Raw genomic sequence first — 15,221 nt, forward strand, 5'->3', positions numbered from 1 at the left:
TAGTGCATATTTCAATCCATTTTATACGCGAAATACTTGACAGTAACTGGGTCTATCCCATCAATACATCCAATTTATAAGCAAATAAAACAGTGCCTTCGTCATTAGTAAAGCGACTGTTTATTTCAATTGATTCTTTTACCCCATTCACATTAATATCCATTTCATAGTCAATAATATAATCATTTGAAATGCAATCATCCTTACCCTTTGTCACCTGTTTTACAGATAAATGCTCTGCAGTATTATTCTGGTTGATTTCCTTTTTCATCACCAGTAAATGCTTACCAGAATTACCTTCCCACTTTGTAGAAAAGATTAGATTTTTAGTAAAAGTAGAATTTATTGGCTACAAAATAATATGCAACACAACCTAAAAAGCAGCAAGAACGCCGAATAATGATTCATCAACAACACCCTTAATTTATAGCGAGATGCTTACTTCAATACTCACAAGCTATTTTTGCAGCATAAATTTATTGGCAGCTTTGCAAGCTAAAGTTCCGTCGGGAAGAGAATCAAACAAAGAGGTAAAGTTATATAGGACTGTTTTCCCATTAACTTTCTTAAATTCAATAAAATACCCATAAGCACCATCATCATCACATTTTTTTCTAATAGACTCTGGTAGTGCAAAAGATACATTCCATACACACACTTTTTCATTTGGGAAAACTGCCGATGTGTTAACAAGATACTTTGATTTTTTGTCCACTCCCCAGCCATAGTAAACCTCAGATACATTGACAAGTGTACTGTATTTATTTTTGATAAGTAAATCACTTTCAACATAATGCCTCACTTCTTTTGAAGACATTTCAATCAACAACTTCTTATTGTTTTTTTTAAAAACCTCTCTTAGAGAATCTATATTTGAGTTATCCATACACTCTTCTGCCAGTACACAGGAGCTGTAACCAAGTAACAATGCTAAAACATAATAATACTTCACATCACCTCCAGTATTAAATTTTTATTTATCACCTTGTTCTTCCATCCTCGTTCGAGAGTAGATTGGCTCCAAGGCTTTCACGCAACTCTGCAATATTAGAAATCGCTGCTTCTCTCGAGCCAGAATTTATTATTTTTTGTGCATAAGAATAATATGAATCAGGTACATAGAACCCTATCAACTCATAATGTAACCGTCCATTGATATAAACTTGATATAATGGGTTTATTGTTACACTATCTCCCTGATTTCCGCCAAGCACACCTATTTCTCCATCCTCAAAAAGACAGTATATAAAAGCAACGTGCCCTTTCCAAGATCCTTTTTTCCGTAAAACGACTATTGCACCGTATATAGGTTGAGACACTTTTATAAAACTTTTATTTTTCGAGAAAGATTGAGAACTGGCGCTACCAGATGTTGAATATCCAGATTCTTTAAGGCAATAATTTACAAAAGAAGCACACCACGGATTAGAGTCACCAACCATGGATGACATATTAATGCCTGTCTTCTTATGGTAGTTTATTCCGCCATCGCCTTCCTTTACACGCCCCCATTTCCATCGAGTCTCTCCCTCCTCGAATGCAACCGCCATCCACGGAGCCTCTCGCTGATCATGAGGAAGTAACGCAATCGGATTACCGGAATTTTTTCCTCCGACTGATTCCAGCGTTTTTTTATTGGAATTTACTTCTTTGTTTTGTAGTTGTTTTTTACTCACTGTTTTTGAGGTTGGAGGATTAACTGCTGAGTTATCGGACTCGACCGCAGTATTGCTACCATTTTTTCTTATAGAAATTGATTGCCCCGGATATATTTTATTAGGGTCTGATATATTATTCTGACGCGCAATATCGTCAACATTCGCACCATTTTTTTCTGCGATCTTCGCCAGCGTGTCACCAGGTACAACGATATAGATTAAGGGGCTATTAGTTTTGGCACCATAAATCATCAAGTGTTGACCAGGGAAGATCTTACTCACATCTTTTATATTATTGTTTTTGGCAATTTCATCAGCACTTGTCTTATAACGTTTGGCAATTTTTGATAGAGAATCTCCTGGCATGACTATATACTCTATCGGTTTCAGAGCGCTCTTCTCACGTGGCACTTTGGGAGTCTCGGCAAGTGTTTTTGCAGAGAATTGAGAAAAATTTCGCGTGAGCAGTATATTCTTCGTTTCATCCCCAGCAACTGCTGAATAAACAACATCCTCTTTTCCAGCAGAATTAGTATATTTGACGACAATAACCATTCCTTGTTTCGTATGAATAATTGTCTTGAGCTTGCCGTAAGCGTCTGTTTTCCACTCGTAGCTAGTACTTTCTAGTGTTACCTTAAATGGCACATTAGCAACTGGGCGAGAGCCGTCTGAAACCGTCAAGTTTGTCACATACACCCATTTTTCAGTACCAGCCTTCAGGCCCCCTTCTTTTTTACTGATCGCATCCACAACTTTGCCGAATTCTTTATCATCCAAGTCAGATATTTTTTTATCTTTTGCAACGCCACTCTCTGAACTTATAAAGTTAGCATAAGCAACGGGATCATTGCCTGCGGTTTCAGGAGCATACTGCGACATCATCTCAGATATGGTGTCATTTTGATATTTTCGCCTCAATAATGCACATTTTTCACGCTCCCCAGCTTCAATGCTGGAAAAAATCGCAAATGTATTTTCTTTCGGATTATATACAGTACCGACACCTATTCGCCCTTTTTGCTTACTTGCATCAGGCAATGCCATAATATTTCCGGGGTTGTTAAATCTCCAGTTTAATGTCCCTGCAGTTTTTAGCAAACGAGTCCCATCACCAGCTTCGTACTCAACCGTCTTGGTTTCAAGATGGTATGTCGCTTTTATAAATCTCATACATCATCCTTTTTATTTTATTCTGTTGGCTGAAAGCTGGTGTCGTTTAATAAGACGGAAGTCATATGATAGCCTGTGACAGCAAGCATAACTTTTCCATCTACAATGACATGGTGATTAAGTAGATTGCGTTTAGTTTTATAATCGTCACCACTAACAATGAGCTGAATATTGCTATCCCAACCTTTTTGCTCAGTATTAGCATCAACCACGCACTTTAGCGGACTATTTATATGCAGGATCCAGTAGAGTAATTTTTCGTCATGCGCCCTATCTTCCCCCCAATTTGGGGGGCCGTAAAATATTTCTTCTTTCATTATTCCTGTGAGTACAATCTTATCCCCCTCTTTCAGGCATGCAGCATATACACCGAAGTTATAAAATAAGATAGCCAGACTCAACGTAAGTTTCATAAGCATACTTAACACTATCAACTATCCTTTGTTAAACTTAATAAAGTTGAAATCATTGATTCAGTCAATGCTGATGTTCTATCATCTTCAAAACCCACTTCACTTAAATAAAGATCGGCATCAGGTGCTTCATCCTCAAAATCCTCCATACTGTCGTCTTCAGTTGATGAGACAGAATGATCCTCTTTACTCCAAGTTTCTCGGCCAATGATTAAATTTAATGTATCGCTTTCAGGAAGTACTATTTTGGGGAAACGACCTGAACTGTCTACTGTTCCGGTAGACAGAATTTTTCCAGCGCTATCAGTAATACTGTACGGCTGATTTATCAGCCAGTTCATACTTTGGCTGACACTATCCGCACCTGGAAAAGCAAAACGTAAACTGTGCTCTCCAGGCTCCATTACAGGAAATACAGGCATTTTGACTTTTTCAGAAGCGCTTTCCTGACGCCCGTAATATCCTGCTTTCGTGCGATATTCGCCTGCAGTAGCAGATTCAATCGCATTTGCATCAAGTCTGATATAGCTCCCTCCACCATTCAAGGTCAGCTTCTTCTTCGCGATGATTTTGATTTCATCCTCCGTGCTGACAATGCTGATTTCCTTCCGGGCAAGCAGCGCCATCAGGTCATTCTGCGCCTGCATCTGTACCGGTCCCTGGTTCGCTATCAGCCTGATCCCAAGCTTTCGCACAAACACGCTCAGCGCACTGCCCACCCCGATGAACAGATTTTTCACCACGCTGACATCCGCATTCTTTCCGGCCGTGGCAATCAGGTTATGTCCGGCTGAGACCTGCAGGTGCTCCCCGCTGGTCAGCGCTATCCCCTCCGGCGCGCTGAGCAGCAGTACTGATTTTTTGAGGTCTGTCAGCTGCTGCTCCAGCAGGGTAATTTGCGCCTGGAGATCGGCCGGGTTCGCGGTCGCCTTCCGCGCGTCACCGGAGATGGACATCATCTGCTCCCGGGCTTCAGCCAGATTGCTGACCGCCGGCTCCATCGCCAGCACCTGCCCCTGAGCCTGCGCCTGTCCGTCCGCGCTGATAAATATCCCTTTCTGTGCCCGGATGGCGCCCCGGCTGTCGGTTCTCAGCTCAAAGCCTTCGCCGCGCTGCCGCTTCTCAGCATCCACGAGATGGCCGAGGTTCAGCTGGCTCTTGCCACCATACTCCGTCGACACCTTGATATGCTCTTTCCCGCGCTCGTCGTCGAGGCGGATTTTGTTGTTGGCCGGGGTGCGCAGGACGTTACGTTTGTCATTGCGGATGGTGACGTGGTCGCCGTGCGCCGAGTCGTGCAGCACGCCCGCGATATACGGCCGGTCAGGGTTACCGTCCTCAAAGCCAATCGCCACCTCCGTCCCCGCCAGCAGCGGCAGGTGCAGGCCGTAAGTGTCTCCGGCATACGGCCGCGACTGGCGGACCCACAGGCTCTCGAACCCGGTTTCCCAGCGCGCCCGGTCAAACAGCATATTCACCCGGTAGCGCCCGTGTTTGTCGATATGCCCGTAGGTGTCGTTTTCCCGGGTGCTGGTCACGCGGGCCGGCAGCGTCCCGGCCATCACCGGACGCGCGCCGGGCTCAGGTCGGTAGCCGACGTCCGGGCTGTCCGGTATGCCGGCGAACTCCACCGCAAAGTCGGCATCGCGCCGGGCGTGGCTGTGCATCGCCGTGATGAGCACGCCATCAGCAAATTCCCCGGCCACCTCCTCTCCGCCGGTGACTTTCAGCACCTGACCCGGGCAGAGCGTCGGGCAGCTGGTGGTGGCCTGCATCCGGGTCTGGCCGTTAAGATAACGCTCATGACGAAGGCGGGCGTAAAACGCCCCGGACTCCGGCGCCGGATGGCGGTCATGGACATTCCCCGCGGTCAGGTAGTTATCTCCCCAGTGGTAAGCCTCCCCGAAGGTGGTGGTCTCCCCGCGGGTGACATCCACCTGCGCGTTCATGTCCGCCGTCGCCTCGCGGTAGTTGTAGTCGCGGGTACTGACCTGCTGCTCCACGACGCGGAGGCGGCATGCCATCTCCCACACCGCGTCCACCCCGGCCGACTGCTGCCCGGACGGCGGGACCGAAGGCAGCGTCAGTCCCTTCTCATAGCCCTGCTGACTGTCGCAGAACTCAGCGACGTCGATGTGCAGCCGCGTGTCGGTGGTAAAGCGAAACCAGATCCCCACCTCACCCAGCAGCCGGGTGATAAAGCGCAGGTCATCCTCGCCGTACTGCATCACCTGCTCGCGTCGCGGATACGTTTTTGTCAGTGAGAACAGAAAATCCTGACCGCGCAGGCCGTGGCGCTCGCGGAGGATTTTTTCCACAATCTGCGGAACGGACTGGTCCTGGTAAATGCCGTTCTGGTGCGAGCGGTTAAGCAGCGCCAGGCGCGGCTGGAGCGTCAGCGCGTAGTGCGTTTCATCCCTGGAGGTACTGAGCCGTTCAAACCCCGTCACCACGCCCTGGATCACCCGCACGGGTTGCTGAACATTGATGCCGAAGCCCTGAGCCACCGGCGCCTGCAGCGTCAGGGAGGCTGCCTTCATCAGCATCATCTCTTTGCTGATGGCATGGTCTGCGCTGGTGAATTCGATACGGTAGCGGAACGGCTGGCTCAGGGCTTCATCGCCCTCAAACGCCAGCACATCAAGCCCGGCTTCACATCCTTTCACCGAAAGCAGGTGGTGGTTGTGGTTGAACAACAACGATTTCACGCTACTCATCGGCGATTGCCCCCTCGTCAAACGCCATCACGACGCCTTCCTCTTCGTGATACCCCAGCGTCACCTGGCGCGGTTTCTGCCCCGCCGCCATATGGCTCAATAGCTGCTGACTCAGCGCCGGCAGGATCTGCTGATTCAGCAGGCTGTCGACGTTGCGGGCGCCGGTGTCCGGCAGCAGGCAGGCCTCGGTCAGCGCGTCGAACAGGCTCTCGCTGAGGGTGGTGGTGATTCCGTAATGGCAAGCCAGACGCTGGCTCACCTGCCCGAGCTTCATCCCGACAATGGCGCGCAGCGCTGCCGCCGGCAGCGGACGGTAAATCACCGTCTGGAAGCGGGCCAGCAGCGCCGGCTGGAAGTGGCCGCGCAGCACCGGGCGCAGCAGCTCGTGCAGGTCTGATTCGCTGGCCTCCGGCTGTTCATCCAGCAACTGCATCAGGAGGTCGCTACCGAGGTTGGCGGTCATCAGGATCACGGTGTTGCGAAAGTCAATTTCACGCCCCTCGCCGTCGCGCATCACCCCCCGGTCGAAGACCTGATAGAACAGGTTCATCACATCGCGATGGGCCTTCTCCACCTCATCGAGCAGCACCACGCTGTAGGGGCGTTTGCGCACCGCCTCGGTCAGGATCCCGCCCTGGCCGTAGCCGACGTAGCCCGGCGGAGAACCCTTCAGCTGGCTGACGGTGTGCGGCTCCTGGTACTCGGAGAGATTGATGGTGATCAGCGCTTTCTCGCCGCCGAACAGCGCATCGGCCAGGGCGAGCGCCGTTTCCGTTTTGCCGGTGCCGCTCGGCCCGACCAGCAGGAACACCCCCTGCGGACCGTTCTCCGGCGTCAGGCCGGTTTTCGCGGCGCGCAGGCGCCGGGCAATAGCGCTCAGGGCCGCCTCCTGGCCAACCACCCGTTTGCCGAGACTCTCTTCCAGACTCAGCAGCTCCGTCTGCTCATCTTTCATTAGCGAGGAAAGCGGCACGCCGGTCCAGTCGGCAATCACCGTCGCCACGGTGCGGACGTCGACGTCCAGCCCGAGCAGCGGATTGCCCTGCTGGACAGCAATAAGCGCGGTTTGTAGATCGCTGATTTCCGCCTGGCGGGAGATATCGCGACGACAGGCCCGCAGCGCCTCCGTCAGCTGCAGCTCCTGACCATACTGAGTTTCGAGGGTATCCAGCGCCAGAATAAGGCGGATCTCCTCCTGCTCAATGGCCGCCAGCCGTTCGCCGTGGGCGCTGTTGCCCAGCGCAATATCTTCCAGCAGCGCCTGCTTCTCCATCGCCAGCGCGGTGAGCTGCGCCTTCATGCGAGTCAGCGGCTCAGGCACGGTATCAAGACTCATGCGCAGGCGGGCGGAAGCGGTGTCGAGTAAATCCACCGCTTTGTCCGGCAGCTGGCGGCCGGTGAGGTAGCGTCGTGACAACGTCACGGCGGCGCGCACCGCATCATCCGTGATATGCACCCCGTGGTGGTGGGCATAGCGGGGCTTCAGGCCGCGCAGCATCAGGCAGGCGGTGTCGTCGTCCGGCTCATCCACCTTGACCATCTGAAAGCGGCGCTCCAGCGCGGCGTCGCGCTCGAAGTACTGCTTGTATTCACTCCAGGTGGTGGCGGCGATGGTCCGCAGCTCGCCCCGGGCCAGCGCCGGCTTCAGCAGGTTGGCGGCATCCGCGCCGCCCGCCTGATTACCCGCGCCGATGATCGTGTGCGCCTCGTCGATAAACAGCAGCACTGGCGAAGGCGACTGCTGCACCGCCTCAATGATATTTTTCAGCCGCTGCTCAAACTCGCCTTTGACCCCGGCGCCGGCCTGCAGCAGACCGAGGTCGAGGGTGCGCACCGACACTGGCTTCAGCGCGTCGGGGACGTTGCCTTCGGCAATGCGCAGCGCCAGGCCTTCCACCAGCGCGGTCTTGCCCACACCCGGCTCGCCGACGAGGATCGGGTTGTTTTTACGCCGACGGGAGAGAATGTCCACCATCTGGCGGATTTCCGTGTCACGTCCGAACACCGGGTCAATCTGGCCGTCTCTGGCTTTGGCGGTGACGTCGAGCGTGAATTTGTCCAGCGCATTCTGCAGCGCCGGGTTGAGCCCATCAGCATTCAGTTCGCTGCCCGCAGGACGCCCCACAAATTCCACATCCCCGCCATGGCGCTGCGCCAGCGCCGCTTCCTGCAGCGCTGGCGGACGTTCGTCGGACTGGGCATCCAGTAAGGGGCGCAGGCGATCCAGCTGGCTCTGGCCCAGCGTTAACAGCGGCCACAGCCCATCGCACTGGATCAGATTCTGTTTTTCAACCAGCGCCATCAGCAGGTGAACACTGCGGATCTGCGCTTCGCCGCTGAGCGAGGCAATCAGCCAGGCCTCCTGCATCAGCCTCAGGATAGGATCAGAGAGCTGGGGACGATGACGTACCGAGCGCGGCTGTTTATCCAGCCAGCTCAGCAGATCCTGCCACAGCGCATCCATATCCCATTCATAGCGCCGCGCCAGCACCGTCAGATCGCCTTCCCCCTGTTCCAGCAGCTTGAGCAGCCAGTGCTCGGGCAGGATCTCGGCATGCGCCCGGGTCTGGCACAGGGAGGCCGCCCCCTCCATTGCGCGGGCACAGCAGGGATTAAGACGGCGTAACAGGCTGGCTGGATTTTCCATGAGATCCTCTCTTATTGGTTCCGAACACGCTACCGCCCGTCGCTGTTCCCGAACAGGAACCCCAAGCGCACAAGGTCAGGCAGACAGATTGTGTTTTTCTTTGCTGAGAACCCGCATCTCAGGCACTCAGCAAAAAACGGCGGGCAGAGAAACGCTGCCCGCATCAGGCGATAGTCCGCAATAAACCCCGGTCGCAGAGATAACAATGCGGCCGGGGTGAGCGAACGTCGCCTGCGCGCCAGCGGCGCGAAATATGACGGGCAATTACGCGGTGGCGCGTTCGTTCCAGCTATCGGAGTGAATGATGTTGCCGTCTTTATAGGTCCAGGTGATCTTCTCGTAGCGCAGCTCAATCTGTTCCAGATGGTTGTGCTTCTCGTAGGCGGGGTCTTTGATGTCGTGCATCAGGGGATTCACTTTCACCACCTTGACGTTCTCAAGTTTGGTATTGAAATACTCCACTTCCTGGCCGGCATCGTTGATTCTGTACCACTTAAACTCGGCGGACTTCAGGGTCTGACCGGTGGTCACCGCCTTGTACAGGTAGGGGCTGGAGGAGTCGATCTCCTTGGTGAACAGGAACGGCGTATGAATACGCGTGCCGGTCAGTTTGCCGGTGTTGTTATCGGTCGGGATGTACAGGTTATGCTCCTGGGCCACCACTTCGATACTGCCTTCACGATCCTGAACGTCGACAGACCCTTTAATGTCCGCGCCGCCATCGTCTTTCAGCCAAAGATAAACAGGAATTGCCATGGAATTACTCTCCATTGTGTAGTGAAGCGCCATCATCCTGGGATGACGCAGAGGGTTGGTCCGGTAACCGGCAGGCGTCTACCTGCGGCACCAGACTGATTTCGACACGGCGGTTCAGCGCACGGCCTTCCGGCGTATCGTTTGTTGCAATTGGTCGGCTTTCGCCATAGCCCTGAACGGCAAAGCAGCTGTTCGGCACGTCGCCGGTATCGCGCATCCAGTCGCGGACCGATTCCGCGCGTTTCAGCGACAACAGCTGGTTGGCTTTTTCCTCACCCACGCTGTCGGTGTGGCCCGCCACCACGATCAGCCACCCGGGCCTGGCCTTAATGTCCACCAGCGAGTTGACCAGCCGCTTTGTCGAACCGGGCTTCAGTACCCATTTCCCGGTATCGAACAGCGACATGCTGTCAAGGCGGATGACGTTCGGCGCGACGCGCTGCACCGGCCTGGGCGGCGGTGGCGGCGGCACGTAACCGCGAATCGCCTCCAGCAGCGGCAGGCGAATCCGCTCCCCGCGATACAAGCCCAGACTCAGGCGCAGCGGGACACCGTTACGCGCCCAGCTATCCAGCAGCGCGGCATCTTCACGCAGCACCCTGACAGCGCTGGCTTTTGGCCGATAATCATCCATCGCAATCCGCTCATAACGGGCAATATCGACGCCCACGCGCTGCAGCAGCAGTCGATTGTTCCAGCCACTGCTGAGCAGCGCGGCGACAGCCGCAAGGGTGAAAATCGCGAGCGCCGCGCGCCAGGCCCTGCCTCGTGGCGTGAGTCCCCGTCCCGCCGGTAACTGCGGCAGGATGAATTCCGGCAATGCTGAAGCGTCTTCGGTGTCACTCTCGCCAGGCTGCCAGCCAGCTACCCGCGACAGGCCGCTATGTCGGGATAACCACGTCGTCCAGGCCGACGACGCCAGACTGCCAGGCAGCGAGGGCCCGAGGCCCCACAGCACGGCCGCTGGGGTCAGAGGTGGCAGGTCGGTATTCTCTTCCGTCAACACGGCATGGACGTGCTGTTCAAACCAGCCCATCAGGCTGTTCATCAGCACCTGCTGCTCCAGCGCGGCCGCCCCGCCGGCGCTTACCCAGGCCGGTACGGAACAGGGGGCGCAGGAGGGCTGCCAGACTTTCACCGCCTCACCCGGCATCGCCGCCTGCCAGAGCAGGTCGCGACTCATCGTGCTGCCCACCTGCCCCTGCAGCGCCAGCGGTACAGCATACCCCGTCTGCTGGCGCAGCTGGCTGAGTTGCCAGCGCAGGGCCAGCAGAGCGCTGGTCAGCGCATCGCTTTGTGCGTGCCGCTGCGGGCAGACGCAGAGCAGCACCGACAGCTGAGGCCCCCATTCCGGCCGCTGGCTCAATATCTGACGCGCGACCTGCTGCAGCTCCTCCGTCTTTTCCACGCGGATCCAGCAGCCCTGTTTGACGACCCGCACCGGAGACTTTTGCGACCAGACACACGGCAGATCGCCGCAAACGAGGACCACCGGCTGGCGATAAGCGGCCGCCGGGAGATCGTCCAGGCTTGACGTAACGTTACGCCCGGAACGACGACTGGCGATGCGCCAGATCCCGATGATCAGGGCCAGCGTGACCAGCAGAATGAGCCACGCCCCCCAGCGGGGAACCGGCAAAAATAGCAGGCACACCAGCGCACTCAGCAGACTGGCCCACAGCGCCAGCCCACGCTGCTGCGCGGGGCTCATTTCACCTCCCCCGGTAACAGCGTCAGCAGCAGGTGATCGAGCCAGTGGTTCAGCCCCCACCACAGGACGAGTACCACCATCACGCTCAGGCCAATACGTACCGGCCAGGAGGCCAGCCAGCCGCTTATCCCCAGTCCGGCCCGACTCTCTACCAGTACGGGAGCGGCTGACGGGCACTGAAAAGGTGGGACATGCTCACTGAGCGCGTTGATCAGCTTCAGGCGCTCGGGATCGTTGAGGGAGCGAAAGCTGCCAACAAAACCTAGCAGCATCACCCGCTGAAAACAGGTGACCACGGCCAGGTCGGGCGCCGGTTCACGCAGCACATCACGCATCCGATCGCACAGCGTATCACCGGCATCCATGGTGCCGAGGAAGTGCCCCTGCAGCGGAATGTCATACCACTGCAGGCAGGCCTCATCCTCCACCCCGCGCCCTTTCACGGCTTCATCGAGCAGCGCGCACTGGGCGGTGAGAATATGCTGACAGCTGGCGTCATCAAGCCCGCTCGCCTTCAGCTCATGTTGCACGCGCTCGACATCAGCAATACAGCGCTGCCATAGCGTGTACCCTTCCTCATCGCGGAACTGCGGGCCGTGGCGCAGGCTGATAACCTGCAGCCAGGTGTTCTGCAGCAGCGCATCAATATCAATGGACGCGGCGTTGCCGCGTTTAGGCTCATTCACGTTCGTAGTACCGCAAAAAGTTCAAGTTCAGGCTCACCGAGCATCCCCGGGACGTAAAACATACAGGTGCCGCTCTGCAGCATTTCCGTCGCCAGAGGGTGGGACACATCGAGGCTGAAATACTGATTTTCCAGACGCAGCGGGATCGCCGCCGGCACATGACGCAATGGCGTCAGGGGCACCCCTGTCCGCGAGGAGTTGACGATGGCTTTGACATGATCCGGACTGCCCACTTTGCACTGTCGCGGAAACTGCTCCTGCAGCCGGGCGACCGGTACCGACGAACGAACCGACAGATAGTAATCAGCCCCTTCCCGCAGCCGGGCATCGTGCAGGCGCGCCTGCCAGAAGTGCAGCCGGGCATCATGCTCCAGCGCAATCGCCACCACCCGCGACGGCAGGCTCGCCTCCAGCAGGTCGCTCAGTAAATCAAACAGCGGCGGAAAAACCGCGTTCAGCTGGTCATGTTGATAGATCGGGACGGTATTCGCCTGATGGGTAAGCGAAAAGGTCAGCAGGCTGCCAGCCAGGCGCGCCAGCTCCGGATAGAGGCGTTCCGGCGGACTCTGTTGGTCACGCAGAAAGTACCCCAGCACCGGCTCGGCGCTGTTCAGCGCATTCAGCAACCAGAACAGAGAGACATCGGCCACGGCAAAATCAGCCATCCGTTCATTGCTCTCGCGACGCATAGCCATCAGGCGCGTCAGACGAGCCCGAAGCTGAGTAAGCAGCTGTTCAAGCTGCGTCGCCAGCCAGCGGCTGCCCTGGATCTGCAGCAGCGGCGGGAGAAACGTCTCGTCGATAAGCCAGGCCCCCTGCGAGTCCCGCTGCAGGCGAGCAAGCGGACAGGTCAGGTAATCGCTGTTGTCCTGATGGGCGAAGCGGAGGGTCAGCTCCGGCTGCATGACGGCAATCTGCCGGGTATCATCCCCGAACTGGTTGCGGACATCACGCCAGCGCTGCCGGAAGCGCACCGGCCTTTCGGCCACCTCCTCCGGCTTCAGACAGTTGCCGCCATTCGCCTGCATCAGGGGCAGCGCCAGCACGATCACCGCCTCGCCGTCCACCCTGTCCAGTGACAGCGCGGACGGCAGCGCATCGGCATTGTCCGTATCAATCATCGTGCCATCCTGGAACCGGACCTGCAGCCTGTGAACCTGCAGGCGGCCCAGTTTGAGCATCTCTGGTTCGAAGGTAACCTGAACCACTCCCCAGGGGTGGTTAAGCCCCATCCGGGCAATCATTTCCGCAGTCCAGGCTGCATACGCAGCCTGCTGTTGAAAATGCTGGGGCGACACCATAATGCCCCGACCCCACAACGGACGTTCCGTTTTCATCATCGTCCGGACCTACGCCTTCGCCTTCGGCATCTGGCTGACCAGCGACAGATTGACGTCCATCCCCTCGACCTGGAAGTGCGGCACCGCGTACAGCTTCACGCGGAAGAAGCCCGGGTTATCCTCAATATCTTCCACCACCACGCTGGCATCGCGCAGCGGATGGGAGGCCTGCAGCTCGTCGCCAGGGTCGGTCATTTCGGTCACCAGGCTCCGCACCCAGGTGTTCAGCTCCAGCTCCAGCAGTCGCCGGTCCTTGGTGGTGCCGATATTCTCGCGCTGGATCATCTTCAGGTAGTGCGCGATGCGCGAGAGCAGGAAGATGTAAGGCAGACGCGCGTTGATGCGGCTGTTGGCGGTGGCGTCGGCGGTATCGTACAGCGCCGGTTTCTGCGCGGAGTTGGCCGAGAAGAAGCAGGCATAATCGCGATTTTTGTAGTACGACAGCGGAATAAAGCCCAGGCTGGCGAACTCAAACTCCCGCGTTTCCGGGATCATCACCTCGGAAGGGATCTTCACCTGGTTGCCGGTGCCCAGATCGTACAGGTGGATGGGCAGATCTTTCACCGCACCACCGGCCTGCGGACCGCGGATCTGCACGCACCAGCCGTTATTGACAAAGCTCTTCACCATATTGGAAGCGAAGGAAAACGCCGCGCTGGTCCACAGATACTTTTCGTGGTCCGGGCCCTTCACCTGCTCGACATAGTTGAAGCTGCGCACCGGCACGGTATCCGGACCGTACGGCAGACGGCCCAGCACGCGCGGCATCACCAGGCCGATATAGCGGGCATCGTCGGTTTCACGAAATGATTTCCAGCGAATATATTCCGCGCGATCAAAGTAGTTGCCGATATCCTTAATAGCAGCCACCTCTTCCATGGTCTCTTTCAGGAAAAAGGCCGGACCGACGGCGCCGATAAACGGCATATGGGCGGCAGCAGAGACGCGGGAGATATTGCGCAGCAGCGCCACATCCTGCGGGCTGGCATCGAACTCATAAGCCGAGATCACCGAGCCGATCGGCTCGCCGCCGGGAGTGTCATACTCCGCGGTATAGGTGTGCCAGTAGAGTCCGCTCTGGATAAGCTCCGGCGCGTCCTCAAAGTCCTGGCGCAGATCATCTTTGGCGACGTCCAGGATCTCCGTTTTGACGTTCTGGCGATAGTCGGTGTTGTCCACCAGCTGTTTGAGGCCGCGCCACAGGGATTCGACCTGCTGAAACTCCTGGTGGTGCATCACCGCGTCCAGCTGGCGGCTTATCTGGAAATCCAGTTCGGCGATATGGTGATCAATCAGCGTTTTGTCGAGCTTTTCCACCCGCTGGCCGGACTGTCGGATGCGCTCCATAAACACCTGCATCGCCGCGGTGAGACGTTCTGCCGCCGGCGCCTCGGAGAGCGCGGCATCGTCCAGAAAGTCGTTGATATCCCCGAGGCGAGACGCCGGGGCGAGATTAATTTTCTCAAACAGCGAGGCGTAAACGCCCTCGCCCGCCCTATTTTCCTGCAGCGTGGTTTGCCCCTGAACAGGAGCATTTTCTGTGGTAACAGACATTAGCATTTTCCCGGTTAATCCATTAACAGACTTGCCTCGAAATTATTTCGGGGCAAGTGCACTCATTTCGTCACGTAATTCCTGGGACAGCGCCGGATCTTTCAGGATTGCCTCAAGCTCTTTTCTGAAAGTGGCGTTATCAAGCAGATTGGATTTGAGATCGCGTAATAAATTACGCATCGCCAGCATGGCGCGGAGTTGCGGAATTTGCCGGGCAACCTGCTCCGGTTCAAAATCTTTGATGTCGGTAAAACGCAGTCTGACATTCTCCTCTTCGCCGTTGCCGGCCAACGTATTTGGCACCGAGAGATTCACCTCCGGGCTAAATTCCGAAAGTACACTGTTAAAGTTATTTTTATTGACGTTGATTTTTTCTCTTTCTGATAAAGGCCGGCTTTCCTTACCATGACTAAAATCGCCAATGGTAAGCAGCTTCAGCGGCAGTTCGACCTTCTTTTGCGCGCCGCCGGTATGAAGAGATAATTTGAGATTAATGCGCGCCCTGGGGACTTCATTCTGGAACGTATCAGCCATAGTAGTTCCTTTCCTTGAGGAATAATTGTTGA

At 55.8% G+C, this 15,221-nt stretch carries 12 protein-coding genes; all 12 read right to left on the reverse strand.

The genetic code is table 11. The features are described 5' to 3' along the window. Positions 1-52 precede the first annotated feature (52 nt). The 12 genes from CWM61_RS05790 to tssB all read right to left on the reverse strand — a co-directional run bounded on the left by CWM61_RS05790 (position 53) and on the right by tssB (position 15,189). The gene (locus CWM61_RS05790) at positions 53-271 is read right to left on the reverse strand and encodes a hypothetical protein (RefSeq protein WP_165785244.1); all 219 of its coding nucleotides are present in this window, start codon (positions 269-271) and stop codon (positions 53-55) included. 186 nt (positions 272-457) lie between these two features. Next, positions 458-952, reverse strand: coding sequence for a sugar ABC transporter permease (locus CWM61_RS05795; protein ID WP_227521375.1), 495 nt, complete (start codon positions 950-952; stop codon positions 458-460). A gap of 28 nt (positions 953-980) precedes the next feature. Next, the gene (locus tag CWM61_RS05800) at positions 981-2,831 is read right to left on the reverse strand and encodes a TIGR02594 family protein (RefSeq protein WP_074386059.1); all 1,851 of its coding nucleotides are present in this window, start codon (positions 2,829-2,831) and stop codon (positions 981-983) included. 17 nt (positions 2,832-2,848) lie between these two features. Then, the gene (locus CWM61_RS05805) at positions 2,849-3,250 is read right to left on the reverse strand and encodes a DUF4431 domain-containing protein (protein WP_226682273.1); all 402 of its coding nucleotides are present in this window, start codon (positions 3,248-3,250) and stop codon (positions 2,849-2,851) included. Between the two features lie 11 nt (positions 3,251-3,261). Beyond that, positions 3,262-5,952: a type VI secretion system Vgr family protein gene (locus tag CWM61_RS05810; protein ID WP_165785254.1), complete on the reverse strand. Its 2,691-nt coding sequence runs from the start codon at positions 5,950-5,952 to the stop codon at positions 3,262-3,264. Between the two features lies 1 nt (position 5,953). Further along, complete coding sequence (tssH, locus tag CWM61_RS05815) at positions 5,954-8,608, reverse strand: type VI secretion system ATPase TssH (RefSeq protein WP_100630897.1); 2,655 nt, start codon at positions 8,606-8,608, stop codon at positions 5,954-5,956. Between the two features lie 264 nt (positions 8,609-8,872). After that, positions 8,873-9,364, reverse strand: a complete 492-nt coding sequence (gene hcp / locus CWM61_RS05820) for a type VI secretion system effector Hcp (protein ID WP_023340018.1) — start codon at positions 9,362-9,364, stop codon at positions 8,873-8,875. 4 nt (positions 9,365-9,368) lie between these two features. Beyond that, positions 9,369-11,075, reverse strand: coding sequence for an OmpA family protein (locus tag CWM61_RS05825; protein WP_100630898.1), 1,707 nt, complete (start codon positions 11,073-11,075; stop codon positions 9,369-9,371). Further along, positions 11,072-11,761: a type VI secretion system protein TssL, short form gene (tssL, locus tag CWM61_RS05830; protein ID WP_100630899.1), complete on the reverse strand. Its 690-nt coding sequence runs from the start codon at positions 11,759-11,761 to the stop codon at positions 11,072-11,074. Before tssL ends, CWM61_RS05825 begins: the two co-directional genes overlap by 4 nt. Continuing rightward, positions 11,758-13,101: a type VI secretion system baseplate subunit TssK gene (tssK, locus tag CWM61_RS05835; RefSeq protein ID WP_165785248.1), complete on the reverse strand. Its 1,344-nt coding sequence runs from the start codon at positions 13,099-13,101 to the stop codon at positions 11,758-11,760. Before tssK ends, tssL begins: the two co-directional genes overlap by 4 nt. A 9-nt stretch (positions 13,102-13,110) precedes the next feature. Continuing rightward, a complete protein-coding gene (tssC, locus tag CWM61_RS05840) occupies positions 13,111-14,655 on the reverse strand; it encodes a type VI secretion system contractile sheath large subunit (protein WP_064159186.1) in 1,545 nt (514 codons plus the stop codon). A 42-nt stretch (positions 14,656-14,697) separates the two neighbouring features. Then, positions 14,698-15,189, reverse strand: a complete 492-nt coding sequence (gene tssB, locus CWM61_RS05845; protein ID WP_074386065.1) for a type VI secretion system contractile sheath small subunit — start codon at positions 15,187-15,189, stop codon at positions 14,698-14,700. Positions 15,190-15,221 lie beyond the last annotated feature (32 nt).

The organism is Klebsiella sp. K-Nf6 (genome assembly GCF_002806655.1).
In the GTDB taxonomy this organism is placed as follows: Bacteria; Pseudomonadota; Gammaproteobacteria; order Enterobacterales; family Enterobacteriaceae; genus Klebsiella; species Klebsiella variicola.

Bases quoted from the DNA above. Each gene is read 5' to 3' on its own strand.
- CWM61_RS05790 (WP_165785244.1), bottom strand. From the start codon at position 271: ATGAAAAAGGAAATCAACCAGAATAATACTGCAGAGCATTTATCTGTA.
- CWM61_RS05800 (WP_074386059.1), bottom strand. From the start codon at position 2,831: ATGAGATTTATAAAAGCGACATACCATCTTGAAACCAAGACGGTTGAG.
- CWM61_RS05805 (WP_226682273.1), bottom strand. From the start codon at position 3,250: ATGCTTATGAAACTTACGTTGAGTCTGGCTATCTTATTTTATAACTTC.
- tssH (WP_100630897.1), bottom strand. From the start codon at position 8,608: ATGGAAAATCCAGCCAGCCTGTTACGCCGTCTTAATCCCTGCTGTGCC.
- hcp (WP_023340018.1), bottom strand. From the start codon at position 9,364: ATGGCAATTCCTGTTTATCTTTGGCTGAAAGACGATGGCGGCGCGGAC.
- CWM61_RS05825 (WP_100630898.1), bottom strand. From the start codon at position 11,075: ATGAGCCCCGCGCAGCAGCGTGGGCTGGCGCTGTGGGCCAGTCTGCTG.
- tssK (WP_165785248.1), bottom strand. From the start codon at position 13,101: ATGATGAAAACGGAACGTCCGTTGTGGGGTCGGGGCATTATGGTGTCG.
- tssC (WP_064159186.1), bottom strand. From the start codon at position 14,655: ATGTCTGTTACCACAGAAAATGCTCCTGTTCAGGGGCAAACCACGCTG.
- tssB (WP_074386065.1), bottom strand. From the start codon at position 15,189: ATGGCTGATACGTTCCAGAATGAAGTCCCCAGGGCGCGCATTAATCTC.